This is a genomic window from Mesorhizobium sp. B2-4-2 (genome assembly GCF_006442845.1).
GTDB lineage: Bacteria > Pseudomonadota > Alphaproteobacteria > Rhizobiales > Rhizobiaceae > Mesorhizobium.
On the sequence record NZ_VFVM01000004.1, the window covers coordinates 88,265 to 111,802 of the forward strand.

Below are 23,538 nucleotides of genomic sequence, written 5' to 3' on the forward strand. Positions count from 1 at the left end.
GTCACGCTCCCACTATGTCGTCGATGAACGGCAGGCAGCCGGCGGTCAGGCCGGCATCCACCGGCATCACCACGCCCGTTACGCCGGACGCCCGGTCGGAGGCAAGAAACGCCACGGCTTCCGCCACCTCCGAGGCATTGACGATGCGGCCGAGCGGATATAGCCGCTGGAGCTTGCCGAGAATGTCGGGGTTCTTGGCCAGGCGATGGTCCCAGGCGGCGGTACGGATCGATCCCGGACAGACGACATTGGCGCGAACGCCGCTGCGGCCGAGCTCGACGGCGATCGCCTTGGCATAGGCGTTGATACCGGCTTTGGCGGCGGCATAGGCGGGGTTGCCGAAATGGGCGATGGCGTTGACGGAAGAAATGAAGACGACGCTGCCCGAACCGCGCGCCGCCATCGCCTTGACCAGCGGGTCGGCAAAAGTCATCACGCCGGTCAGGTTGAGGTCGACTTCCTGCCCTATCCTGTCGGTCGTCAATGCGCCGAGCGTCTCCGCGCGCGTCCAGCCGGCATTGTTGATCAGGATGTCGGGCACGCCGTCCTTGTCGAGCACGGCCGCGATGGCTGCCTCGACTGAAACCCGGTCGAGAAGGTTGAAGACATGACGCGAGGCGAGGTGCGGGCTTGCCAGCGCCTCCTCCGATTGATCGCAGCCGATCACCCGCGCGCCTCTTCCGGCCAGCAACGCGACGATCGCCGAGCCGAGGCCACCGCCGGCGCCCGTGACAACGACAGTGCGGCCTTCGAACTCGGCTTTCGAAACCACGGCGCTTGCTCCTCCGGCAGTTCGAGCAATTCCAGGAAAGTGTATACGGTTTTCGGTCCGGAATTGCGTCAAAACAAAGAGTTAGAGTGGTTCTCCGTTTCCGTGAAACGGTGAACTGCTCTAGGCAGATGTCGGCAGGCTAGTGAATGGAATGTAATTAAGCAACACGATAATCTGCTTGCGTGCGGCCTGATCCTCGATAATGTAGGAAAGTCACATAATCCTGCGCCAACATCGGCGTGAGGAGCGCAAAAGCGCGGAACAAAATGGGAGAGATCGGATGAGCATTGCGAAATGGACTGTCGGCTTGATGGCCGGAATGAGCATGCTGGCCTTCGCGGCACAGGCGCAAGCCGGCGAGGTGCGCGTCACCGTCGCCGAATACAGCGCCAAGACCGGCCCCTACTTCGAGGAGGTCAAGAAGGAGTTCGAGGCAAAGAACCCCGGCATCACGGTCAAGTTCGAAGTGGTGCCGTGGGATGTGCTCTTGCAGAAGCTGACCACCGACATCACCGCCGGCACCAATGCGGATCTCTCGATCATCGGCACGCGCTGGCTGATCGACTTCGTGCAGCAGGACGTCGCCGAGCCGCTCGACAGCTACATCACGCCAGACTTCAAGGGCCGTTTCATCGACACGTTCCTGTCGCCTTCGATCATGGACGGCAAGACCTACGGCCTGCCGATCGCAGCTTCGGCGCGCGCCATGTATTACAACAAGGAGCTGTTCGAGAAGGCAGGCATCGCCAAGCCGCCGGCCAATTGGACCGAGCTGCAGGAGGACGCCCGCAAGATCAAGGCGCTGGGGTCCGGCACATTCGGCTTCGGCCTGCAGGGCAAGGAGATCGAGACCGACGTTTATTATTATTATGCGATGTGGTCATACGGCACCGAGATCCTCAACAAGGACGGCACATCGGGCTTGAGCACGCCTGGCGCGCTCGAAGCCGCCAAGCTCTACAAGTCAATGATCGACGAGGGCCTGACGGAGCCTGGCGTCACCTCCAACAACCGTGAGGACGTCCAGAACCTGTTCAAGCAGGGCAAGGTCGGCATGATGATCACCGCACCCTTCCTGTCCAACCAGATCAAGGACGAGGCGCCGAGCCTGAAATACGGCGTGGCGGCTATACCCGCCGGTCCGACGGGCGCGCGCGGCACCTACGGCGTCACCGATTCCATCATCATGTTCAAGAACTCCAAGAACAAGGACGAGGCCTGGAAACTGCTCGACTTCCTGTTCACCACGGAACAGCGCGCCAAGTTCACGCAAGGCGAAGGCTTCCTGCCGGTGAACAAGGAAGAGGCCAAGATGGACTATTACGTCAACAATGCCGACCTCGCCGCCTTCACCGCGCTGTTGCCCGACGCCCGCTTCGCGCCGGTCATCCCGGGCTGGGAAGAGATCGCCCAGATCACCTCGGACGCGATCCAGAAGATATACCTCGGCGGCGACCCGGAGGCAGGTTTGAAGGATGCTGCGGCGAAGGCCAACGCCGTACTGAAGAAATAGGGCGTATCTCCCTGCGCCCGTGGCGCGCCCCACTCAGGCGGGGCGCGCCACATCTTGCAAAGGGCAAATCGTCGACGTCGGCGCCGCGCAGCCAGGCTCCTTTCCTCTCCCTCCGGAGGGGGGAGAGGTGGCTCGGCGAAGCCGAGACGGAGTGGGGGAACCACCTGACAACGCCGCGACGGACATAGGAAGAGTACTAGGCGCAAGCATCGCCTCGCCTTGCGCCCAAGAGTCGACCCCCACTCCGTCGAGCTTCGCTCGACACCTCTCCCCCGGTCGACGGGGGAGAGGAAGGGGCCCCTTCCGCAACTGCTGCGGAGGACGGGCAGGCAGGGGGCGCAGCGACGCTTGCAAGGAGTCCTGAAGCTGTGCCCCTGAGAAGAATGAGGCGGGATTAAGTCAATCTGTTAGGCCAGCGCAATCCAATCTCCACCCGCAACACGGTACAAAACCAACCGATGCAAAATCGCTTCTTGCCCTATCTGCTGAGTTTGCCCAGCCTGTTCCTGGCGGCAATCGTGATCTTCTGGCCGGTCTGGGACCTGATCCAGATCGCAACTCATGACGTCAACCGTTTCGGCCAGCTGCGCGAATTCAGCGGTCTTGCCAATTTCGCCGCCCTCACCGCCGATCCCGATTTCGTCGCCGCACTGTGGCGCACGGGGATATGGACCGTGCTGGTGGTTGGCGGCGCGCTGCTTCTGTCGATCCCGGTCGCGATCATCCTCAACACCGATTTTTACGGCCGCGGCCTTGCCCGCGTCATCATCATGCTGCCCTGGGCGGTGTCGCTGACCATGACGGCGGTGGTCTGGCGCTGGGCGCTGAGCGGCGAAAGCGGCATGCTGAATTCGGCGCTGCTCGGGCTCGGCCTTATCGATCACAACATCCAGTGGCTGGCGCAGGCCGAGACGGCGTTCCCGATGCAGGTGCTGATCGGCATATTGGTGACGGTGCCGTTCACCACGACGATCTTCCTCGGCGGCCTGTCTTCGATTCCGGACGATCTCTACGAGGCCGCCGCGCTTGAAGGAGCGACGCCGGCACAGCAGTTCCGCGAAATCACCTTTCCGCTCCTGAAGCCGTTCATCAACATCGCCATCGTGCTCAACACCATCTACGTCTTCAATTCCTTCCCGATCATCTGGGTAATGACGCAGGGCGGGCCGGCCAATTCGACCGACATCCTGGTCACCCACCTCTACAAGCTCGCCTTCCGCATCGGCAAACTGGGGGAGGCTTCCGCCGTGTCGCTGGTGATGTTCGCCATATTGCTGGTCTTCACCATGATCTATGTGCGCCTCGCCATGCGGGAGCAGCGCGCATGAGGAACAAGTTGAAACGAACCGTCATTGCCTGGCTGCTGCTGGCGCCTTTGATCGTGGTGACGATCTTTCCGTTCGCGGTGATGTTCCTGACCGCGGTCAAGCCGCGGCAGGAGGTGCTGTCGCCGACATGGTGGCCGAGCGAATTCCGCTGGTCGAATTTTGCCGACATGTGGGTGGCGACCGGCTTCGGCCGGGCGCTCGCCAATTCGCTCTATGTCTCGGTGATCGCCACCGTCGGCGCCATCCTGATCTCCGTGCCGGCGGCCTATGCCATGTCGCGCTTTCGTTTTGCCGGCTATGGCGCCTTCCGCCAGTTCCTGCTGATCTCGCAGATGATCTCGCCGATCGTGCTGGTGCTGGGCCTGTTCCGGTTGATGGCCGCCTGGGGGCTGGTCGAATCGACGACCGCGCTCGGCTTCATCTACATGGCCTTCAACGTCGCCTTCACCGTGTGGATGCTGCAGAGTTATTTCGACACCATCCCGCGCGATCTCGAGGAGGCGGCCTGGATGGAAGGCGCCGGCCGCTGGCTGACGTTGCGCAAAGTGTTCCTGCCGCTCTGCCTGCCGGCCATTGCCGTCACCGCCATCTTCACCTTCATCAACGCCTGGAACGAATTCGTCGTGGCGCTCACCATGCTGCGCAGCCAGGAGAGCTACACGCTGCCGATCCAGGTGTTCTCGCTGGTCGCCGGGCGCTACACCATCGAATGGCACCACGTCATGGCCGCCACGCTGCTGGCGACGCTGCCGGTGGCGATCCTGTTCATCTGGCTGCAGCGCTACCTCGTGCGGGGGCTGGCGCTCGGAGCCGTCAAATAGCAATTCCATGAGAAAGTATATGGCGGTTTTTCAGTCCGGAATTGCGAGAGCGAAGAGTAACTTGTCCACGGAGCTTTCATGCGCATCTTCACCGCCTCGCTGGCGACGGAAACCAACACCTTCTCGCCGGTGCCGACCGACAGGGCATCGTTCGAGATGGCCTTCTATGCCGGGCCGGGCAAGCATCCGGAGACGCCGACGCTGTGCTCCTCGCCGATCGTCGCGCTGCGCCGGCGCGCGGCCGCAGAGGGATTGACCGTCATCGAGGGCACCGCCACCTGGGCCGAGCCCGGCGGGCTGGTGCAGCGGCAGACCTACGAGGCGCTGCGCGACGAGATTCTGGGCCAGCTCCGAGCAGCGCTGCCGGTCGAGGCCGTCATTCTCGGCCTGCATGGCGCCATGGTGGCGCAGGGCTATGACGACTGCGAGGGCGACCTGCTCGAACGGGTGCGCGAGATCGTCGGGCCTGGCGTGGTGATCGCCTGCGAGTTCGACCCGCACAGCCACCTGACGCCGAAGCGCGTGGCAGCGTGCGACGTCATGGCTTATTTCCTAGAATTCCCGCACACCGATTTCTACGAACGCGGCGAACATGTCGTCGAGCTTGGCCTCGCCGCGGCGCGCGGGGAGATCAAGCCCGTCATCTCGACCTTCGACTGCCGCATGATCCAGGTGCTGCCGACCAGCCGCGAACCGATGCGCTCCTTCGTCGACCGCATCAAGGCGCTGCACGGCAGGGACGGCGTGCTGTCGGTCTCGGTCATCCATGGCTTCATGGCGGCGGATGTGCCCGAAATGGGCACGCGCATCCTCGTCGTCACCGACAATGACAAGGCCAAGGGCGACGCGCTGGCCGAAACGCTGGGCCGCGAGCTCTACGCGATGCGCGAAAAGACGGCGATGACGATGCTGAGCGCCGGCGATGGCATCGATCGGGCGCTGGCGGTGCACGCTGAAAAGCGCGGCAGGCCGGTGGTCATCGCCGACATCTGGGACAATCCGGGCGGCGGCGTGCCGGGTGACGGCACCATCGTGCTGCGGGAGCTTTTGGCCCGCGGCATCGACAATGTCGGCGTGGCGACGATCTGGGATCCGGTCGCCGTGACCTTCTGCCGGGCCGCGGGCGAGGGCGCCGTCATCGACCTGCGTTTCGGCGGCAAGGCCGGTCCTCAGGCCGGCGAGCCGATCGACGCCCGCGTCACAGTGCTGAAAGTTCTCGCCGAAGGTTGGCAGAGCTTCGGGCCGAGCCGGGTGACGCTCGGGCCCGCCGCGTTGATCCGCATCGAGGGCACCGAGGTCGACATCATCCTCAACACCAACCGCACGCAGACCTTCGAGCCGGACATTTTTTCCAACATCGGCGTCGATCCGCTGGCCAAGGACATGCTGCTGATCAAATCGACCAACCATTTCTACGCCGGCTTCGAACCGATCGCCGCCGAGATCATCTATCTCTCGGCGCGGAGCGCGTATCCCAGCAATCCGGCGGTGACGGATTACAGGAAACTGAAGCGGGCGATCTGGCCAAGGGTGGCGGATCCCTGGAAGCAGCCGATCTCCCCCACAAGGGGGGAAATTGGCTGATCACACCAGCCCCCGCTTCACCATCATGGCTTCCGGCGACGGCATCTTGCCGCGAAACGCGGTGTAGAGTTCTTCCGGATCCTTCGAGCCGCCGGCGGCATAGATGTTCTTTCTCAGCCGCTCGGCCAGCGCGGGATTGAAGGGGTCGCCCGTCTCCTCGAAAGCGGCGAAGGCGTCGGCGTCGAGTACTTCCGACCACATGTAGGAATAGTAGCCGGCCGAATAGCCCTCGCCGGCAAAGACATGGCCGAAATGCGGCGTGCGGTGGCGCATCGCGATGGTGTCGGGCATGTCGAGTTTTTCGAGCGTTTCGGCCTCGAAACGAAGTGGCTCCTCAGGCGCGTCGGGCCTTGCATGGAAGGCCATGTCGATCAGCGCCGAGGCGGTGAATTCCACCGTGGCAAAGCCAGCCCCGAAAGTGCGCGCCGCCAGCATTTTGTCGAGCAGAGCCTTCGGCATCGGCTTGCCGGTCTTGACATGCAAAGCGTGCTTTTCCAGCACCGCCGGCACGGTCAGCCAGTGTTCGTAGAGCTGCGAGGGCAGTTCGACGAAATCGCGGCTGACGGAAGTGCCCGACACCGAAGGCCAGGTGACATCGGTCAGCATGCCGTGCAGGGCATGGCCGAATTCATGGAACAAGGTCTTCGCCTCGTCCACCGACAGCAGCGCCGGCTCGCCCACGGGCGGCTTGGCGAAATTCATGATGTTGTAGATGATCGGGCTCGCGCCGGGGCCCAGGCGGTAGCCTGATTTCAGTGCGCTCATCCAGGCCCCGGAGCGTTTCGACGGCCGCGCGAAATAGTCGGCCAGGAACAGGCCGCGCTCGCTGCCATCGGCATTCTTCACCACGAACACACGCGCGTCCGGATGCCAGGCGGCAATGCCTTTCCTCTCTTCGAAGGTGATGCCGAACAGTCTTGTCGCGACGTCGAAACAGGCATCGATGATCCGGTCGAGCTGGAGATAGGGCTTCAATTCCGCCTCGTCGAAGGCGAATTTCTCCGCGCGCAGCTTCTCCTGGTAGAAACGCCAATCCCAGGCGGCGAATTTTTCGTTGCTGCCGGCTTCCGCCGCCAGCCGTTCCAGCTCCTTCTGGTCGGCGGCGGCCTTTTCCAGCGCCTTTTCCCAGACGGGATCGAGCAGGTCGTGCACCGCCTTGGGCGTCTTGGCCATGGTGTCGTCGAGCTTCAGCGCCGCGAAGGAGCCGTAGCCGAGGAGCTTCGCCTTCTCGGCGCGCAGCTTCAGCATGTCGCGCACCACGGCCGTATTGTCGGTCGCGCCGCCATTCTGGCCGCGCATGGTGAAGGCGCAGAAGGCGATCTCTCGCAAGTCGCGACGCTCCGAGAAGGTCGAGAACGGCTCGTAGATCGAGCGCGACAAGGTGACGGCGTAGCGGCCTTTCTGGCCGCGCATGTCGGCGGCTTCGGCCATCGAGCTCTTCACGAAATCCGGCAGGCCGGCCAGATCGGCCTCGTCGAGGAACAGCGCCCAGTCGCGTTCGTCGGCAAGCACGTTCTGGCCGAAGCTGGTGCCGAGCGACGAGAGCTCCTCGTTGATCCCTGCCAGCCGCTTCTTGCCCTCGGCGTCGAGTTTCGCGCCCGAGCGGACAAAACCCTTCCAGGTCTTTTCCAGCACATGCAGCGTCTCGGCATCGAGCTTGAGCGTCTCGCGGCGCTGGTAAAGGTCGTCGATGCGGGCAAAGAGCCTTTCATTCATCGAGATCGCCGAGAAATGCCTCGACATCCTTGGCGAGATGTCGCGCTCCAGCGCCTGGATGTCCTCGTTGGTGTGGGCCCCGGCACGGCACCAGAAGATCGACGAGACATGGTCGAGCGCTTCGCCGGCGAGCTCCAGGGCTTGAAGCGTGTTCTCGATGGTCGGCGTATCCTCGTTCGCGGCGATGGCCTCGATCTCGGCCTCATGCGCCTTCAGCGCCGCGTCGAAGACGGGTGCGAACTCATCGTCGCCAAATCGGGCGAAATCGGGCAGGCCGAGTGGCCCTTGCCACGTGGTCAGCGGATGGGCGGCGAGGTCGACGGCTTTCGTGGCGGGCATGGATTGTCTTTCGGGCTGGCAGGTCGGGAAGGGCTGAAATCACCGATGTAGGGCGCTCGTCCGGCGCGCGCAACAGTGCTGCCGGTCAGTAGGCTTCGCAGCTTTCCGCAAGCGCTTTCTGCGTGCTGGCCGTGATGCGGTCGCCCGCTATGGCGAAGGTCTCATGCATCAGCATGTCGTTGTCGGGGAAGTCGTAGCAGGCGATCACCGTGGTGACGCCGCCTTCGTTCTTCTCGATCCGGTGTCGGATCGCGGCACCCGCAACCGCACCTTTCCATTCGTCGAGCGAGGCGATGAACTCCTGCTTTCCCTGCACGATGCCGAGGTCGTCGAGTTCGATGCGCACATTGTCGGCGAGCAGGTCGGAAAGTTCGGTGCGGTCGGCGACCAGCAGGGCCGAATACCAGCGGCTGATGATGGCGCCGTCATCGGCGCGGGCGGCCATGATCGCCATCAGCAGTGCGGCGGCGGTGAACATGACCGGCCGGATGTTCATTGCCTGGCGTGCCGTTTCGGTCACTCCAGCACCGGGCGCTCGAAATCGCCGGTTTCCTTGTTCATCACCCAGAGCTCGCCGGTCGAAATGTCGAACCAGGCACCGTGCAGCGACAGCCGCCCCTTGCCCTCAAGGATCGAGACGCAGGGAAAGGTCCTGAGATTGGCGAGGGAATAGCGGATCGAGATGCGCTCCAGCGCCGTCTGGCGCTCCGTCGCAGTCATGAAGGTGCTGGCCGACACGGTCTCGGCGGCCGGCGCGATCAGGCTCATCCATTTGCCGATGAAATCGCCCGGCGACAGTGGCGCGGAATTGGCGTCGAGCGCGGCACGGATACCGCCGCAGCGGCCATGGCCCATGACAACGATGTTCTTGACCTTGAGGCTCTGCACCGCGAATTCGAGCGCGGCCGAGGTCGAGTGGAACTCGCCGTCCGGCTCGTAAGGCGGCACCAGATTGCCGACATTGCGCAGCACGAAGAGTTCGCCGGGCCCTGCGTCGAAGATCGCCTCGGGAGCCGAGCGGGAATCGCAGCACGCGACGATCATGGTTTCCGGCGCTTGCCCCTCCCGGGCGAGCTCGCGATAGCGGCCGCTCTCGGTGAGATAGCGACCGTTCATGAAATTGCGGTAGCCGGCAAGAAGGTGGTCGGGAAGGTGAGGCATGGGCGGCTTTCCGGGTTGGAGGCGGCAGCTCGTTGCGGTCGAGAAAACGCTCTAGCGGTAAAAGCCCGTCGCGAGCAATGCAGAATTGTGGGGTTGGTGAGAAATGCCCTGCGTCAGGCGCAAAGCTGGGCAATGTTGTCACGCCCAGATGGCGACCGGTATGCCAAAGCCGTCGGTAAGTGGCGGGTCGGGAAACGGCCGTGCCGTGCAGGCGGCGATGCGGCCGGCGATCAGCATCATCGCCGCCGCATCGAGGAAATCGTCGGCGGCCGCACCGCGCGGCGGCGCCTGATCGAGGAAGTCTATGGCATAGCCGTGCCGGCTAAGCAGCGCCTTGCGTTCCGCCATGCCGGCCGGATTGATGCTGCCCTTGACCTTCTTCGGCAGCAGCATGGCCTGCCCGCCGTTGAGCCGACAGAAAGCCACTTCCGGATGCGATTCGAAGACGCGGCCACGCAGTTCGGGCCGCGAGATCAGCAACGTATCGATCTCGCGTATTTTGCCAAAGATGCCGAATGCCTGGATCGAAACGCCGCGCGGCGGATCGGATGTCGTCCTGGCCACGTCGCTCGCCCGGCGGTGCGCGGCGTACCAGGCTTCGATCGAAGTGAACTCGGCGGTATCGGCGTAGAGTGCCGCACGAGAGGGGATCGAGAAGACGCTGGATTGGCGTGGCCCGAGCAGCGACCTGACCTGCGCCTCCGGTCCGCGCCCGCCCTTGCTCGAAAATTCAGGCAGGCCGATCGGCATGTCGACGGCGACGATCGCGTCGTCGGGAACCGCAGCGAGCAGCATGGCGAAGCTGGCGAAAATTTCGACGGAGGGCAATGAGCCGGGTGCACGTCGAACGACGATCCAGCCGGCCTTGCAGCCGTCGACGCCGGCAACAACGACTTCGGCCGATGTCACGCGCGGCGGTCCCGCCCCGGATGCGTGAGATGGCGAAGCTGCACCATCGCCATCGGGTGCGACAGGCTCTGCGCATCGGTTTCGAGCTGCAATTCGTCGCCGCCGCGTTTGGCCGTGCGCGCCAGGATCTCGTAGACCGCCGCCGTCGTCGATTGCAGCGCCTTGATCGCCGGCTGGCCGGAGAGGATGCGCGCCAGGTAGACCGCCGTTGTCAGGTCGCCCAAACCGTTCGGCGGCTTGTCGATGACGCGGTGCTCGGCGAGCAGCGCCTGGCTGCCGTCGAGCAGAAGATTCCCGGTGCCGCCTGAAATCATCGACGGCGCCGAGGTGACCAGCATGGTTGAAGGCCCCGCATGGAGCGCCGCGGCCATCACCGACTTCAGGTCGGGCAACGGCACGCCGGCCATCCATTCCAGCTCATAGCGGTTAGGGGTAGCAATGTCGGCGATCGGCATCAGCCGGTCGCGCATGGCGATCGCCGTCGGCTCCGGCACATAGAGCCCGCCCGAATCGCCCATTACCGGATCGCAGATATAGACGGCGTCGGGCGTCCTCGCCTTGACCGCAGCGACCAGCGAGGCGACGGCTTCGGCCTGGCCGGCCTCGCCGAGATAGCCCGACAGCACCGCCCCGACCTCGCCCAGCCACGGCGCGCGCTCCAGATCGGCCATCAATGCCTTGAACTGATCGAGCGGCGGCACGATGCGGGTCGCGCGCCCATGGCCGGGATGCCAGGGCAGGATGATTGTCGGCACCGCCCACACCGGGAAACCCAGCGATTCCAGCGCAAAGACGGCGGCGCGATTGCCGACCGAGCCGCGTGCGACATGGCTGGAAATGACGATGACCGCGCGCGGCGCGTCGGCTTGCTCGGTGCTCATTGGAATCCTAACTGCCCCGGGTGAGGAAAAGCACGAGCCAGACCATCAGGCCCAGCGCCAGCAGCAGCCCAATTATCCGGCCAATGCGCGTGCCCCAGACTTCGATCGGATCCGCGCGGTCGGCATCGGCCGCCGCGACGTGGTCGCGAACGGCCTTCGCGGTCCGCGCCGCGAGCGAAGTGGCGGCCGGATCGGTTTCGCGCGCGACGCGCTCGAGGATGCGGCGCGATTCGGTGTCGCTGTCCTGGCGCTGCACCATGATGCTGTCCTGTTTCGTGGCGACCTTACCGCGTTCGCTCCGTCAATTACAGCGCCTTGCGACCGACCGTAACCCCATCGGTAACCGTCTGCGCCGAGGTCGTTTTCTTGCGCGCCGATTGTGGTAATGCTTCGCATGCAACTTCTACCGAGGGGACCGATCATGTTTGCCCAGCGCCTTGCTTTCCCGACATTCCGCACGCTGCCCGCCTTGCTGGTGATGGCCGTCATGCTGCCGCTGCTTGCCGGCTGCGGCTACAACACCATCCCGACGGCGGAGGAGAACGCCAAGGCGGCATGGAGCGAGGTGCTGAACCAGTATCAACGCCGCGCCGACCTCATCCCCAACCTGGTCGAGACGGTCAAGGGCTACGCCTCGCACGAAAAGGACACGCTCGACGCCGTGGTCGAGGCGCGCGCCAAGGCGACGCAGGTCACGGTAACGCCAGAGACGTTGAAGGATCCCGAAGCCCTCAAGAGGTTCCAGGATGCCCAGGCAGGGCTGACCAGCGCGCTGTCGCGGCTGCTCGCTGTGTCGGAGGCATACCCGGACCTGAAGGCCAACCAGAACTTCCTGGCGCTGCAGGCGCAGCTCGAAGGTACCGAGAACCGCATCGCGGTGGCGCGGCGTGACTACATCCAGGCGGTCAGGGACTACAATCTGACGCTACGGACCTTCCCCTCGGTGCTGTGGGCGACGTTCTGGTTCCGCGGCAACGAGCCCTTCGCCAATTTCACGGTCGAGGAGGACAAATTGCAGACGCCGAAGGTCGATTTCGGCACGAAACAGGGCGGATGATTGCCGGATTCCGACGTGGTGATCCTGCTCGCCAATGAGGGACGACGCGCCATGTATCGCGTCGCTGTCCTGCTCCTCGTTCTCGTGGTGCCATTTGCGGCCCTCGCCGCCGAGCTCCCGGCGCTGACCGGCCGTGTCGTCGACAATGCAGGCATCATCGATGCGGCGACCAGGGCGGCACTGACGCAGAAGCTTGCCGATTTCGAGACGAAAGGCTCCGATCAAATCGTCGTCGCCACCATCCCCAGTCTCGGCGGCGAGGAGATCGAGCCCTATGCCAACCGGCTGTACCGGTTCTGGAAACTCGGCCAGGCGAAGGAGAACAACGGCGTGCTGCTTCTGGTCGCGCCGAACGACCGCAAGATGCGCATCGAGGTCGGCTACGGGCTGGAAGGCACGCTGACCGACCTGCACACCAAGCTGATCATCGAAAACGACATGGTGCCGGCCTTCCGTGCCGGCGATTTCTCCGGCGGCATCACCAAGGCCGTCGACGACATGATCATGGTGCTCAACGGCAATCCCGAGGAGCTGGAAGCACGCGGCAAGCGCAACCAGCAGGCGCCGTTCAATTCCGACGATTTGTTCTTCGCCATCTTCATCGGCATCTGGGCGCTCATCTTCTTCGGCAGCATAGCGGCCTCGGTGTTGCCGCCGATCTTCGGCCAGAAGATCGGTCCCGGCCGTTACCGCTGGCTCGGCATGACGTTCGAGCCGAGCCGGCGATCGTCGGGTGGCGGCTGGTCGTCAGGTGGCGGCGGCTGGTCGGGCGGCGGCGGCTGGTCCTCGGGCGGTAGCGGCGGTGGTTTCTCCGGCGGTGGGGGCTCTTCCGGCGGCGGCGGCTCTTCTGGAAGCTGGTGAGAGGGATCATGGCGATACGACCGATCAGCCCGCAGGACCATGAGCGCATCGCCGGGGCGATCCGCGCCGCCGAATCAAGGACCGACGGCGAAATCTACTGCGTGGTGGCGCATGCCAGCGGCAACTACTTCTTTCCGGCTGCCTTCGTGGCGGCTCTCGCCACGCTGCTGGTCAGCCTCGCCGTCGCCTATGGGCTCGAGGCCTGGTGGCTCACCATCCGTCTGCCGCACTTCGTCATTGCCCAGCTTCTGGCGCTGGCCTGCTTTCTTTTGCTGTTATGGGCCTTTCCGGGGCTGCGCATCCATATGGTGCCGAGACGGCTGCGCTATCAGACCGCGCATGACAACGCACTGAAGCAGTTCCTGGCCCGCAACGTCCACCGCACGACCGCGCGCACCGGCGTGCTGGTGTTCGTCTCGGTCACCGAGCGCTACGCCGAGGTGGTCGCCGATTCAGGCATTGACGCCAAGGTCGGCCAGCATGTCTGGGATGATGTGGTGCGCGAGCTTACCGCACATGCCGGCGACGACCGGCTTGCCGACGGCTTCGTCAAGGCGATCCAATCGGTTGGAGCGGTGCTCGCCGAGCACTTCCCGGTGACGTCGGGCGACACCAACGAGCTCGACGATCATCTGGTCGAGATTTGAGCTCCACCGACAGCCTCGAACGCGCATTGCGCAGGCGATGACGGCCTGTGAGAAAGCGTCCTCCGGACTGCCCGGACTCTTGCATTCGAGCGATGCGGGTTTATGGTTAACAAATCATGAATACGCTGAGCATCGATATCCGCAAAGCCGAATCGCGCGACGCCGCGGCGATCGCCGACGTGCATTTGCAGGCTTGGCGCGGCGCCTATAGCGGCATCATCCCGCACCGCACCCTGACATCGATGATCAACCGTCGCGGCGCCGACTGGTGGGCCAATGCCATCCGTCGCGCCGCCACCGTCCTGGTGATCGAGATTGGCGGCACGGTTGCCGGCTACGCCACGATCGGCAAGAACCGGGCCCGCGAACTCAAGCAGCAGGGCGAGATCTATGAATTGTACCTTCGGCCGGAATATCAGGGCATCGGGCTCGGCAGCCGGCTTTTCAAGGCGGCACGGGCGCGGCTTGCCGACCACGGATTGAAGGGCACGGTGGTGTGGGCGCTGGAAGACAATCAGAACGCGCTCGCCTTCTATTCCGGCGCCGGCGGCCGCGATATCGCCGAAGGCGTCGAGATATTCGAGCAGAAGGCGCTGAAGAAGGTTGCTTTCGTCTGGGAATGACCGGCGAGGAACGATCGCGTAAGCGGCGCGAAGCGCAACCTACGCAATCACGACACTGAAACATCTTCTGCTAATGATTGAACGCATTGAATGCCATTGCGTCTTGCTGGGCGTTCTTGAGCACCATTCGCCACATTGCACCATTTTGCGCCGCCCGCTATCGGTCTGCCAATCGAGAGAGGGATAAGTCATGCGTATTGAAGCCATCGCCACCGGAAAGAATCCGCCCGAGGACGTCAACGTCATCATCGAGGTGCCGATCGGCGGCGAGCCGATCAAATACGAGATGGACAAGGAGGCCGGCACGCTGTTCGTCGACCGTTTCCTGCACACCTCGATGCGCTATCCCGGCAATTACGGCTTCGTTCCGCACACGCTGTCTGGCGACGGCGATCCGATCGACGTGCTGGTCTGCAACACGCGCGCGCTGGTGCCCGGCTGCGTCATCAATGTGCGGCCGATCGGCGTGCTGATCATGGAAGACAATGCCGGCCAGGACGAGAAGGTCATCGCCGTGCCGTCGCCGAAGCTGACGCTGCGTTACGAGAACGTCACCGAATACACGCAGCTGCCCGAGATCACCCGCGATCAGGTGCAGCACTTCTTCGAGCACTACAAGGATCTCGAACCCGGCAAATGGGTCAAGATCGAGGGCTGGCACGATTCCAAATATGCCAAGAAAATGATCGTCGACGCGATCGAGCGGGCCAAGGCAAGCAAGTAGGCCGGCCGGTCACCTCAGTTCGGCGCGGCCAGCGCCTTCCCGATCTGCGGCAACAGCAGCGTCTGAGCCGTCTCGGCCGTCAGCGGCCCGACATGCTTGTAGGCTATTTTGCCGTCCTTGCCGATGACGAAGGTTTCCGGCACGCCATAGACGCCCCAGTCGATCGCCGTGCGGCCGGCCTCGTCGACGCCGATCGCCTGGAACGGATTGCCGAGATCGCCGAGGAACCGGCGGGCGTTTTCCGGCCGGTCCTTGTAGTTCAGAGCCGCCATGGTGAAGCGCCTGTCCTGCGCCAGCCCCAAAAGCACCGGGTGCTCTTCGCGGCAAGGCGCGCACCATGAGGCGAAGACGTTGACCAGCGTCACCTTGCCGGCGAACGATTTCGAATCCAGCCCCGGCAGGTTCGTGCCGTCCAGCGGCGGCAGGTTGGTCGGCGGCGCCGGCAGGCCGATCAGCGCCGACGGCACCTCCGAAGTGTCGCGCCCCGACAGGAGCTGCGCCAGGAACAGCCCCGCCAGCCCGAGGAAGACCAGCAGCGGCAACAGCACGAACAGGCGGCGCCGGGCCGGCGCCGGCGTTGGCATATCCGTGCTCATGACGCGCGCTCCCCGCCCTTGTCGGAGCGTCGGCGCACGCCCGCCGCCTCGAGTTCGGCCAGTTCGCGCTTGCGGGCCCGTTGATCGAGCAGGATCCAGCCGATCAGCCCGGCCAGCGCAATCGCCGTGACGGCATAGGCGGCGGTGACGTAGAGCGCATGCGGGCTCATGCCGGCTGCCTCGTCGGCATGCCGCCCGCCAATTCGATCCTTCCGCCGCGCTCGATCATGCCTTCCCTTAGCCCCACGCCGGTGACCGCGCAATTGGCCGCCGCGCCGCAGCCCTTGCCGGTCGTGGCCGCCTCAATCCGTGCCATGGCGCAGCGCCAGCGCCGCCGCCAGCGGTCCGAGCACGGCAAGAAACAACGTCAGCGCGGCAAGAATGAGGAAAGGCTGCAGGAACGGATCGGGATTGGCCGTCGCGCCATAACTCGCCGAAACCCCGAAGATCAGCACCGGGATGGTCAGCGGCAGCACCAGCACCGAAATCAGGAGCCCGCCGCGCGGCAGCGCCACCGCCACCGCCGCGCCGACGGCGCCGATGAAGGTGATCGCCGGCGTGCCGACCAGCAGCGTAAGCGCCGTGGCGCCGATGGCGATCGGCTCCATGTTCATGAACAGGCCGAGCAGCGGCGCGGCGACCACCAGCGGCAGCACGCTGCCCGCCCAATGCGCCAGGCATTTGGTGAGCACCGTCAGCGCCAGCATGTGGCGGTCGTTGCCAAGCACCAGGAGATCGAGCGAGCCGTCCTCGCGGTCGGCCTGGAACAACCGGTCGAGGCCGAGCAAGCAAGAGAGCAGTGCTCCGATCCACAGGATCGCCGGGCCGATGCGGGCTAGCAGTCTCAGGTCCGGCCCGACGCCGAAGGGAATGGTGGCGATCACGGCGAGGAAGAAGATCACGCCCGTCAGCGCCCCGCCGCCGGCCCGAATCGAAAGGCGGATATCGCGGAGGAGGAGGGCTAGCATGATATGAGATGCTCGCGCTTGAGCGCCCCCCTCTGTCCTGCCGGACATCTCCCCCTCCAGGGGGGAGATTGGCAGCTTCGGTGGCGCGCCAATCTTTCAACCGTTGTAATTGGCGAAAGCCAAGCTGGCAGCCGATCTCCCCCCTCGAGGGGGAGATGTCCGGCAGGACAGAGGGGGGCGCCGTAGAGTGCCGTCATCAAAAGGCCTGCCCCATCCTCAACGCCTGCGCCCCCTCGATCCCGAGCGGCAGATGCGTTGCCGCGACGATCATCCCACCATCCGCACAATGCCCCCTCATCAATCCCGCGAATCGCGCCTCCGAATCCCTGTCCAGACCCGCCGTCGGCTCGTCGAGCAGCCAGATCGGTCGGTGGCTGACCAGCAGTTTCGCAATCGCCGCGCGTCGTCTTTGCCCGGTCGAGAGATAGCCGAACGGCAGATGGCCGATGCCGCCCAGTCCGACCGTCTCCAGCGCCTCCTCGACGCCGAAGGATCCACCGCCGTTGAAGTCGCGCCAGAAGCGCAGGTTTTCCGTCACGCTGAGCGCCGTTTTCATTGCGTTCTGATGGCCGAGATAGTGGCAGGCCGAAGCGATCGACGGAAATTCATCGCCGCCGCCCTCGATCAGCAAATTGCCTTCAGCCTTCGGCAGCAGTCCGGCGACGATCCTGAGCAAGGTCGATTTGCCTGATCCGTTCGGCCCGGTGACGACAAGCGCCTGGCCTTGATCGAGCTCAAAGCCAATGCCCGAAAACACCGTCTCGCCGCCGCGTTCGCCGCCCAGATTTTCGGCGATAAGCCGCATCCCTCGCCCGCCCTGAAACAATCCGCCTCGGCCCCTGCCGCATCGCACAAATTTGCTTTTTAACTGTCTAGAACTATTCCAGAAAATTCTCTATATGCGGTGCATCCGTGCCAGCGGTCGGCGCGGGAACAGAACTAGCGCCGAACCAGCGCACGCGCCGCCTTGAACGGCTCGGGTTGCTTGGGAGCGGACAGCGGAAATGGCCGTACCCGCACCTTTGCGCGTGATTGCATGCCATCGGCGTCCGTTCCCTTTCAGGCTGAACAGACAAGGACGGATCGCACGTGTCAAAATCCCTCGACAGTTTCAATTGCCGCCGCACGCTGAAAGCGGGCGACGCCGAATATACCTATTTCGACCTCGTCGAGGCCGAGAAGAACGGGCTCACCGGCATCGCCCAATTGCCTTATTCGATGAAGGTTCTGCTGGAGAACCTTCTGCGCAACGAGGACGGCCGCTCCGTCACCAAGGACTCGATCAAGGCCGTCGCCGGCTGGCTGACCGACAAGGGGACGGCCGGCGTCGAGATTGCCTATCGCCCTGCCCGCGTCCTGATGCAGGATTTCACCGGCGTTCCGGCGGTGGTCGACCTGGCGGCGATGCGCGACGCCATGGCCTCGCTCGGCGGCGACCCGCAAAAGATCAACCCGCTGGTGCCGGTCGACCTCGTCATCGACCATTCCGTCATTGTCGACGAGTTCGGCTCGCCGATGGCCTTCGCGCGCAATGTCGAGCTCGAATATGAGCGCAACGAGGAACGCTACAAGTTCCTGAAATGGGGCCAGCAGGCGTTCCGCAATTTCCGCGTCGTGCCACCCGGTACCGGCATCTGCCATCAGGTCAACCTCGAATATCTCGGCCAGGTGGTGTGGACCAACACCGAGGACGGCGAAACGACCGCTTATCCCGACACCTGCGTCGGTACCGATTCGCACACCACAATGATCAACGGCCTCGGCGTGCTCGGCTGGGGCGTCGGCGGCATCGAAGCCGAGGCGGCCATGCTCGGCCAGCCCGTCTCCATGCTTTTGCCCGAGGTCATCGGCTTCCGCCTCACCGGCAAGCTGAAGGAGGGCGTCACCGCCACCGACCTCGTGCTCACCGTCACCCAGATGCTGCGCAAGAAGGGCGTCGTCGGCAAGTTCGTCGAATTCTTCGGTCCCGGTCTCTCCAATATGACGCTGGCCGACCGCGCCACCATCGGCAATATGGCGCCTGAATATGGCGCCACCTGCGGCTTCTTCCCGGTCGATAGCGAGACCATCCGCTATCTCACAATGTCGGGCCGCGAGGAAAGCCGCATCGCGCTGGTCGAAGCCTACTCCAAGGCGCAAGGCATGTGGCGTGACGCAGGCTCCGCCGACCCGGTCTTCACCGACTTGCTGGAGCTCGATCTCGGCGACGTCGTGCCGTCGATGGCCGGCCCGAAGCGCCCAGAGGGCCGCGTCGCGCTGGAAGGCATCCCGGCCGGCTTCGTCAAGGCTATGGACACCGAATACAAGAAGGCGGCTGAAATCTCGAAGCGCTACGCCGTCGAAGGCACCGGCCATGATCTCGGCCATGGCGACGTCGTCATCGCCGCCATCACCTCCTGCACCAACACCTCGAACCCGAGCGTGCTGATCGGCGCCGGCCTGCTCGCCCGCAACGCCAATCGCCTCGGCCTCAAGCAGAAGCCCTGGGTGAAGACCTCGTTGGCGCCAGGCAGCCAGGTGGTCGCCGAATATCTCGAGAAATCCGGCCTGCAGAAGGAGCTCGACCAGATCGGCTTCAACCTGGTCGGCTTCGGCTGCACCACCTGCATCGGCAATTCCGGCCCGCTGCCGGCGCCGATCTCCAAGACCATCAACGATAAGGGTTTGATTGCCGCCGCGGTGCTTTCCGGCAACCGCAACTTCGAGGGCCGTGTCTCGCCCGACGTGCAGGCCAACTATCTCGCCTCGCCGCCGCTGGTCGTGGCGCACGCGCTGGCCGGCACGGTGACGAAAGACTTGACCACCGAACCGCTCGGCGAGGACAGGAACGGCAAGCCGGTCTACCTCAAGGATATCTGGCCGAGCTCGGCGGAAATCCAGGAATTCATCGAGAAGAACGTGACGCGCGAGCTGTTCGCCCGCAAATATGCCGACGTCTTCAAGGGCGATGAGAACTGGCAGAACGTCAAGGCGCCGGAAGGCCAGACCTATGCCTGGGACGACAATTCCACCTATGTGCAGAACCCGCCCTATTTCGCCGGCATGACCACGGGCTTCGGCAAGATCGGCGACATCAAGGGCGCCCGCGTGCTGGGCTTGTTCGGCGACAAGATCACCACCGACCACATTTCGCCAGCGGGCTCGATCAAGGCCGCCTCGCCGGCCGGCAAATACCTCACCGAGCATGGCGTCGGCGTTGCCGACTTCAACCAGTATGGCACGCGCCGCGGCAACCATGAGGTGATGATGCGCGGCACCTTCGCCAACATCCGCATCCGCAACCACATGCTGGGCGAGAACGGCAGGGAAGGCGGCTACACCATCCATTACCCGTCGAAGGAAGAGGAATCGATCTACGACGCGGCGATGCAATACAAGAAGGACGGCGTGCCGCTGGTCATCTTCGCCGGCGTCGAATACGGCAACGGCTCGTCGCGCGACTGGGCGGCCAAGGGAACGAATCTCCTTGGTGTCCGCGCGGTCATCGCCCAGTCCTTCGAGCGCATCCACCGCTCCAACCTGGTCGGCATGGGCGTCATCCCCTTCGTCTTCGAGGAAGGCACCTCATGGGCTTCGCTCAACCTGAAAGGGGATGAGCTGGTCGAGATCGACGGCCTGGACGCCCTCAAGCCGCGCCAGAAGATGGAAGCCAGGATCACCTATGGCGACGGCACGGTGAAGAAGGTGCCGATCATTTGCCGCATCGATACGCTTGACGAACTCGACTACTTCAAGAACGGCGGCATTTTGCAGTACGTGTTGCGCGATCTTGCCGCGTAGCGGCAAGGGAGTAGGGCTTAGGCAGTAGGAAATAGGACCTACTGCCTACTGCCTCGCTGTGGCGCGCCGTAGCGCGCCGCGGCGGCCAGCAGCACAGCCAGCATCAGCCCGTTGTGCAGGTGCCAGAGGAAGTGCGTGCCGAGCGGGAAGCTGGTGCAGACCAGCGGATCGATCATGCGGCAGATGACCGACAGCACGAAGATCGCCGATCCGGCCAGATTATACCAGCCGGCGCGATTGCCGCTGGCCGTCACCCAGACACCGAAGAAGGCGAGCGCCAGGAACGGCGGCAGGTAGCCTGTGGTGCCGTTCGACGCCTGGCGCAGCCAATCCGGCACGGCCAGAGTTATCGCTCCGACAACGGCATAGAAAACGACGAAGATCGCGATCGCCTTGCCCCATTCCAGGCGCAGGAAGCGGCGCAGGTTGAACAGCGTGTAGGCCAGCGTGAAGCCGGCGATCGGCACCACGTCGGCCCAGACCGTTCCCTTGGTGGCGAAGATGTGAAAGATCGTCGAGCCGACGCCGATCGCCACCACCCACCAGGCCAGGACCTCGGCGAAAATGCCGGTCCTGCATCGCCGCACTTCGCGGACGCCCCATAGTCCCGCGGCAATGAAAGCCAGGTTGGTCAAAGCATTCACCGGCTCGGCCCAAAGTTCAGGACCCGTTCGCTCGCAATAGAGATCGACTGGAGCCAGGAAACTTTGCCACATGATGATGATCCCGCCCCCGAATCGAACCGCCGGTTGAAATGCAGTGGGCTTCTCCTATTGCCGCCCTACCCAGGCTTGCAATGGCAAAATTTCACCGCAACGTGACTTCCCGTTGACTTCCGGTTCTGCCACATATTTCAGCCAATCAAAACAAAGCCGGCATCACCGGCGGGAATTGGAATGGTCATGGCCTCGCGTAGATCATTGTGGCTGGCAGCGTTCGCGCTGGCCTTCTCGGCGTTTGCCGGTGCCGGGCACGCCGGCGAGTCCGGCGGGCTCCCGGCCGACAAGCCCCAGGGCGACAGGCCCGTGGGCGTGGTCGAGCTGTTCACCAGCCAAGGCTGCAGTTCCTGCCCGCCTGCCGACGCCTTCTTCTCCGAACTTGCCGCCAGGCAGGATCTTGTCGCGCTCTCCTATCACGTCGGCTACTGGGATTATCTCGGCTGGCGGGACACGCTGAGCAGCAAGGAAAACACCGAGCGGCAATATGAGTATATGCGGGCCTTCGGCAACCGCTCAGTCTATACGCCGCAGGCGGTCATCAACGGCCGGGTCCATGTCAACGGCGCCAATCGCGGCGAGGTCGATGGCCAACTCGCCCGCATGGCAAGGATCGGCGAAGACATGCGGGTCGCCATCAAGGTCAGCCGGACCAGCGACCGCGTCATGATCGATACCGGCGATGGCGGGACCGGTCCCAGCGATGCCCATGTCGTCATCGTCTATTTCGAGCCGCCGCAGACGGTCACGATCGGCCAGGGCGAGAACACGGGCCGCAAGATGACCTATTGGAACGCGGTGACCGGCATCCAGACAGCGGGCATCTGGCACGGCAAGGCGCAGCGCTACGAATTGCCGATGAGTGAGATTTCCAAGAAGGGCGGCTGCGCCGTGCTTTTGCAGTCCGTCGGCAAGGACGGCCTGCCAGGGCCCATCCTGGGCGCCGCCTTCATTCACCGCCCCGGTTCCGATGCGCCGTTCGATCGAAGGCTCTGAGGCGCGCCGCCGAAAACGGAAATGATGCGACGCGCTGTCGGTCTCCATTCATGCCTGTCGACCAAACGGAATCGCGTTTGAGTGACCTGCCTCAATGGCCGGTCAGGCGATCAGCGAAAGCGGCGAGGCGCGACGTCCGCCCCAGGCCATTTGCCTCCCGCCGGTCGGCGATGCGGTAGAGCTGGTACATGGCGTGGACGCCGAGCCAGCGCAGCGGCTCCGGCTCCCATTTCTTCACCGTGCGGTTGACCCAAGGCAACCGGGTCAGCTCCGTGTCGTGTCCGAGCACCAGGTCGCGCAAGGTGCGGCCGGACAGGTTCGAACTGGAAACGCCGAGCCCGACATAGCCGCCGGCCCACCCGATGCCGCTTTCGCGATCGAAGCCGCACGTCGTGCACCAGTCGCGCGGCACGCCGAGCGTGCCGCACCAGGCATGGTCGAGCCGCACGCCTTTGGTCTGCGGCAGCAGCCTGGTCAGGATCTCGTGCAGCTGGTCGATGGTCGCCTGTTGTGTCTTGCCGCGCCTGTCGGTGCGCGATCCGAAGCGGTAGGGCACGCCCCGGCCGCCCATGGCGATCCGGCCTTCCCGCGTGCGCTGCGCATAGCAGTAGGTATGCGCGGCATCGCCCAGCACCTCGTAGCCGCTCCAGCCGATTTCGTCCCAGAGCTTCTGCGGCAGCTTCTCGGTCACCACGATGGCGCTGTTCAGCGGCAGCCAGAGACGCTCGTAGCCGGCAATGCCGGCGGTGAAGCCCTCGGTGGCGCGCACGATCTTTTCGGCGCGCACGACGCCGCGGTCGGTGGTGACCTTGCCCTTCTCGAGCGCCAGCACCTGCGTCTGCTCGTAGATCGGAACGCCGAGCCGCGCGACCGCCGCCGCCAGACCCTGCACCAGCTTGGCCGGCTGCACGCGCGCGACGTCGCGCACGACGAAGGCGCCCAATACATTGTCGATGGCGATGCGCTCGCGCGCTTCCTGCGCACCGAGGAAGGCCAACCGCTCCGGCGGCATTTCCCAGTGCCGGGCCTCTTCGTACTCGGCTTTGGCGCGCTCAAGCTGCGCGGCGTTGGTGGCGACGGTGATGTTGTCGACGCGGCGGATGTCGGCGTCGATCCCTTCGGCAGCGGCAATCGCGATCACCTCGTCGACCGTGCCGGACATGGCGCGCTGCATGTCGATCACCGCCCCGCGCGAGGAGGTTTTTGCATATTTCTCGCGCGACCAGCTGAAGCCGCCGGACAGCCATCCGCCATTGCGGCCCGAGGCACCGAAGCCGGCGAACTCCTTTTCGACGATGGCGATGCGCAGCGCGGGCTCTGCCTTCTTCAGATAGTAGGCCGTCCAAAGTCCGGTATAGCCGGCGCCGACGATGCAGACATCGGCCTCGATGTCGCCGGGCAGGGGTGGGCGGCTGGCCGGTGGACCGCCTATGTCGGCATACCAGAACGACACGTCGCCATTGCGCTGGGCTTGCATCTTGTGATCCGTTCTCCGTGCGATTCCAGGAAAGTGTGGAGCGGTTTCCCGTCCGGAACTGCGTTCAAA

25 protein-coding genes are annotated in these 23,538 nt (G+C 64.3%); 11 read left to right on the forward strand and 14 right to left on the reverse strand.

Annotated elements, in window-relative coordinates; all coding sequences use genetic code 11:
• Position 1: 1 nt before the first annotated feature.
• Positions 2–772, reverse strand: coding sequence for an SDR family oxidoreductase (locus FJ942_RS10630; RefSeq protein WP_140897676.1), 771 nt, complete (start codon positions 770–772; stop codon positions 2–4).
• A gap of 280 nt (positions 773–1,052) precedes the next feature.
• Between FJ942_RS10630 and FJ942_RS10635 the strand changes: the two genes are divergently transcribed.
• From FJ942_RS10635 to FJ942_RS10655, 4 genes are all read left to right on the forward strand, one after another.
• The gene (locus FJ942_RS10635) at positions 1,053–2,285 is read left to right on the forward strand and encodes a sugar ABC transporter substrate-binding protein (protein WP_140554802.1); all 1,233 of its coding nucleotides are present in this window, start codon (positions 1,053–1,055) and stop codon (positions 2,283–2,285) included.
• 458 nt (positions 2,286–2,743) lie between these two features.
• Positions 2,744–3,613, forward strand: coding sequence for a sugar ABC transporter permease (locus tag FJ942_RS10645; protein WP_140897678.1), 870 nt, complete (start codon positions 2,744–2,746; stop codon positions 3,611–3,613).
• On the forward strand, positions 3,610–4,434 hold the full coding sequence (locus tag FJ942_RS10650; RefSeq protein WP_140514000.1) for a carbohydrate ABC transporter permease: 825 nt from the start codon (positions 3,610–3,612) through the stop codon (positions 4,432–4,434). Before FJ942_RS10645 ends, FJ942_RS10650 begins: the two co-directional genes overlap by 4 nt.
• Before the next feature lie 78 nt (positions 4,435–4,512).
• The gene (locus FJ942_RS10655) at positions 4,513–6,018 is read left to right on the forward strand and encodes a M81 family metallopeptidase (protein WP_140897680.1); all 1,506 of its coding nucleotides are present in this window, start codon (positions 4,513–4,515) and stop codon (positions 6,016–6,018) included.
• Here FJ942_RS10655 and FJ942_RS10660 read toward each other — a convergent pair whose 3' ends face one another.
• The 6 genes from FJ942_RS10660 to FJ942_RS10685 all read right to left on the reverse strand — a co-directional run bounded on the left by FJ942_RS10660 (position 6,019) and on the right by FJ942_RS10685 (position 11,283).
• On the reverse strand, positions 6,019–8,073 hold the full coding sequence (locus FJ942_RS10660) for a M3 family metallopeptidase (protein ID WP_140897682.1): 2,055 nt from the start codon (positions 8,071–8,073) through the stop codon (positions 6,019–6,021).
• An 85-nt stretch (positions 8,074–8,158) separates the two neighbouring features.
• On the reverse strand, positions 8,159–8,569 hold the full coding sequence (locus FJ942_RS10665) for a nuclear transport factor 2 family protein (RefSeq protein ID WP_181168552.1): 411 nt from the start codon (positions 8,567–8,569) through the stop codon (positions 8,159–8,161).
• A 20-nt stretch (positions 8,570–8,589) separates the two neighbouring features.
• A complete protein-coding gene (locus FJ942_RS10670; protein ID WP_140492485.1) occupies positions 8,590–9,234 on the reverse strand; it encodes a carbonic anhydrase in 645 nt (214 codons plus the stop codon).
• A 138-nt stretch (positions 9,235–9,372) separates the two neighbouring features.
• Positions 9,373–10,143, reverse strand: a complete 771-nt coding sequence (locus FJ942_RS10675; RefSeq protein ID WP_140524621.1) for a DUF429 domain-containing protein — start codon at positions 10,141–10,143, stop codon at positions 9,373–9,375.
• A complete protein-coding gene (gene pdxY, locus FJ942_RS10680) occupies positions 10,140–11,024 on the reverse strand; it encodes a pyridoxal kinase PdxY (RefSeq protein WP_140897684.1) in 885 nt (294 codons plus the stop codon). Before pdxY ends, FJ942_RS10675 begins: the two co-directional genes overlap by 4 nt.
• A 7-nt stretch (positions 11,025–11,031) precedes the next feature.
• Positions 11,032–11,283, reverse strand: a complete 252-nt coding sequence (locus FJ942_RS10685) for a hypothetical protein (RefSeq protein WP_140492477.1) — start codon at positions 11,281–11,283, stop codon at positions 11,032–11,034.
• A 162-nt stretch (positions 11,284–11,445) separates the two neighbouring features.
• Between FJ942_RS10685 and FJ942_RS10690 the strand changes: the two genes are divergently transcribed.
• The 5 genes from FJ942_RS10690 to ppa all read left to right on the forward strand — a co-directional run bounded on the left by FJ942_RS10690 (position 11,446) and on the right by ppa (position 14,936).
• Positions 11,446–12,081, forward strand: coding sequence for a LemA family protein (locus FJ942_RS10690; protein ID WP_140514006.1), 636 nt, complete (start codon positions 11,446–11,448; stop codon positions 12,079–12,081).
• A gap of 51 nt (positions 12,082–12,132) precedes the next feature.
• Positions 12,133–12,942 carry a YgcG family protein gene (locus FJ942_RS10695; protein ID WP_181165206.1) on the forward strand — a complete coding sequence of 270 codons (810 nt, stop codon included), beginning with the start codon at positions 12,133–12,135 and terminating at the stop codon, positions 12,940–12,942.
• 8 nt (positions 12,943–12,950) lie between these two features.
• Complete coding sequence (locus tag FJ942_RS10700) at positions 12,951–13,589, forward strand: TPM domain-containing protein (protein WP_140524615.1); 639 nt, start codon at positions 12,951–12,953, stop codon at positions 13,587–13,589.
• Between the two features lie 116 nt (positions 13,590–13,705).
• The gene (locus tag FJ942_RS10705; RefSeq protein WP_140492466.1) at positions 13,706–14,212 is read left to right on the forward strand and encodes a GNAT family N-acetyltransferase; all 507 of its coding nucleotides are present in this window, start codon (positions 13,706–13,708) and stop codon (positions 14,210–14,212) included.
• A 190-nt stretch (positions 14,213–14,402) separates the two neighbouring features.
• Positions 14,403–14,936, forward strand: a complete 534-nt coding sequence (gene ppa, locus FJ942_RS10710) for an inorganic diphosphatase (protein ID WP_140492463.1) — start codon at positions 14,403–14,405, stop codon at positions 14,934–14,936.
• A 14-nt stretch (positions 14,937–14,950) separates the two neighbouring features.
• On the opposite strand, the gene FJ942_RS10715 is transcribed toward ppa, so the two are convergent.
• From FJ942_RS10715 to ccmA, 5 genes are all read right to left on the reverse strand, one after another.
• Positions 14,951–15,532, reverse strand: a complete 582-nt coding sequence (locus tag FJ942_RS10715) for a DsbE family thiol:disulfide interchange protein (protein WP_140662690.1) — start codon at positions 15,530–15,532, stop codon at positions 14,951–14,953.
• Positions 15,529–15,702 (reverse strand): heme exporter protein CcmD, encoded by a 174-nt coding sequence (gene ccmD / locus FJ942_RS10720; RefSeq protein WP_140514011.1) that lies wholly within the window; start codon positions 15,700–15,702, stop codon positions 15,529–15,531. Before ccmD ends, FJ942_RS10715 begins: the two co-directional genes overlap by 4 nt.
• A complete protein-coding gene (locus FJ942_RS28485) occupies positions 15,699–15,848 on the reverse strand; it encodes a hypothetical protein (RefSeq protein ID WP_181169879.1) in 150 nt (49 codons plus the stop codon). The genes ccmD and FJ942_RS28485 overlap by 4 nt, the downstream gene beginning before the upstream one ends.
• Positions 15,835–16,500: a heme exporter protein CcmB gene (gene ccmB / locus FJ942_RS10725; protein WP_140514012.1), complete on the reverse strand. Its 666-nt coding sequence runs from the start codon at positions 16,498–16,500 to the stop codon at positions 15,835–15,837. The genes FJ942_RS28485 and ccmB overlap by 14 nt, the downstream gene beginning before the upstream one ends.
• Positions 16,501–16,696: 196 nt before the next feature.
• Entirely contained in the window at positions 16,697–17,305 is a 609-nt protein-coding gene (gene ccmA, locus FJ942_RS10730; protein ID WP_140897686.1) for a heme ABC exporter ATP-binding protein CcmA, read from the reverse strand.
• A 284-nt stretch (positions 17,306–17,589) separates the two neighbouring features.
• Between ccmA and acnA the strand changes: the two genes are divergently transcribed.
• Positions 17,590–20,280, forward strand: coding sequence for an aconitate hydratase AcnA (acnA, locus tag FJ942_RS10735; protein WP_140897688.1), 2,691 nt, complete (start codon positions 17,590–17,592; stop codon positions 20,278–20,280).
• Between the two features lie 38 nt (positions 20,281–20,318).
• Here acnA and FJ942_RS10740 read toward each other — a convergent pair whose 3' ends face one another.
• A complete protein-coding gene (locus FJ942_RS10740; protein ID WP_140670662.1) occupies positions 20,319–20,996 on the reverse strand; it encodes a ceramidase domain-containing protein in 678 nt (225 codons plus the stop codon).
• A gap of 180 nt (positions 20,997–21,176) precedes the next feature.
• Between FJ942_RS10740 and FJ942_RS10745 the strand changes: the two genes are divergently transcribed.
• Complete coding sequence (locus tag FJ942_RS10745; protein ID WP_140492249.1) at positions 21,177–21,992, forward strand: thioredoxin family protein; 816 nt, start codon at positions 21,177–21,179, stop codon at positions 21,990–21,992.
• Positions 21,993–22,083: 91 nt separating this feature from the next.
• Here the strand turns inward: FJ942_RS10745 and FJ942_RS10750 are convergent, their stop codons facing one another.
• A complete protein-coding gene (locus FJ942_RS10750) occupies positions 22,084–23,469 on the reverse strand; it encodes an FAD-binding oxidoreductase (protein WP_140670664.1) in 1,386 nt (461 codons plus the stop codon).
• Positions 23,470–23,538: the final 69 nt, after the last annotated feature.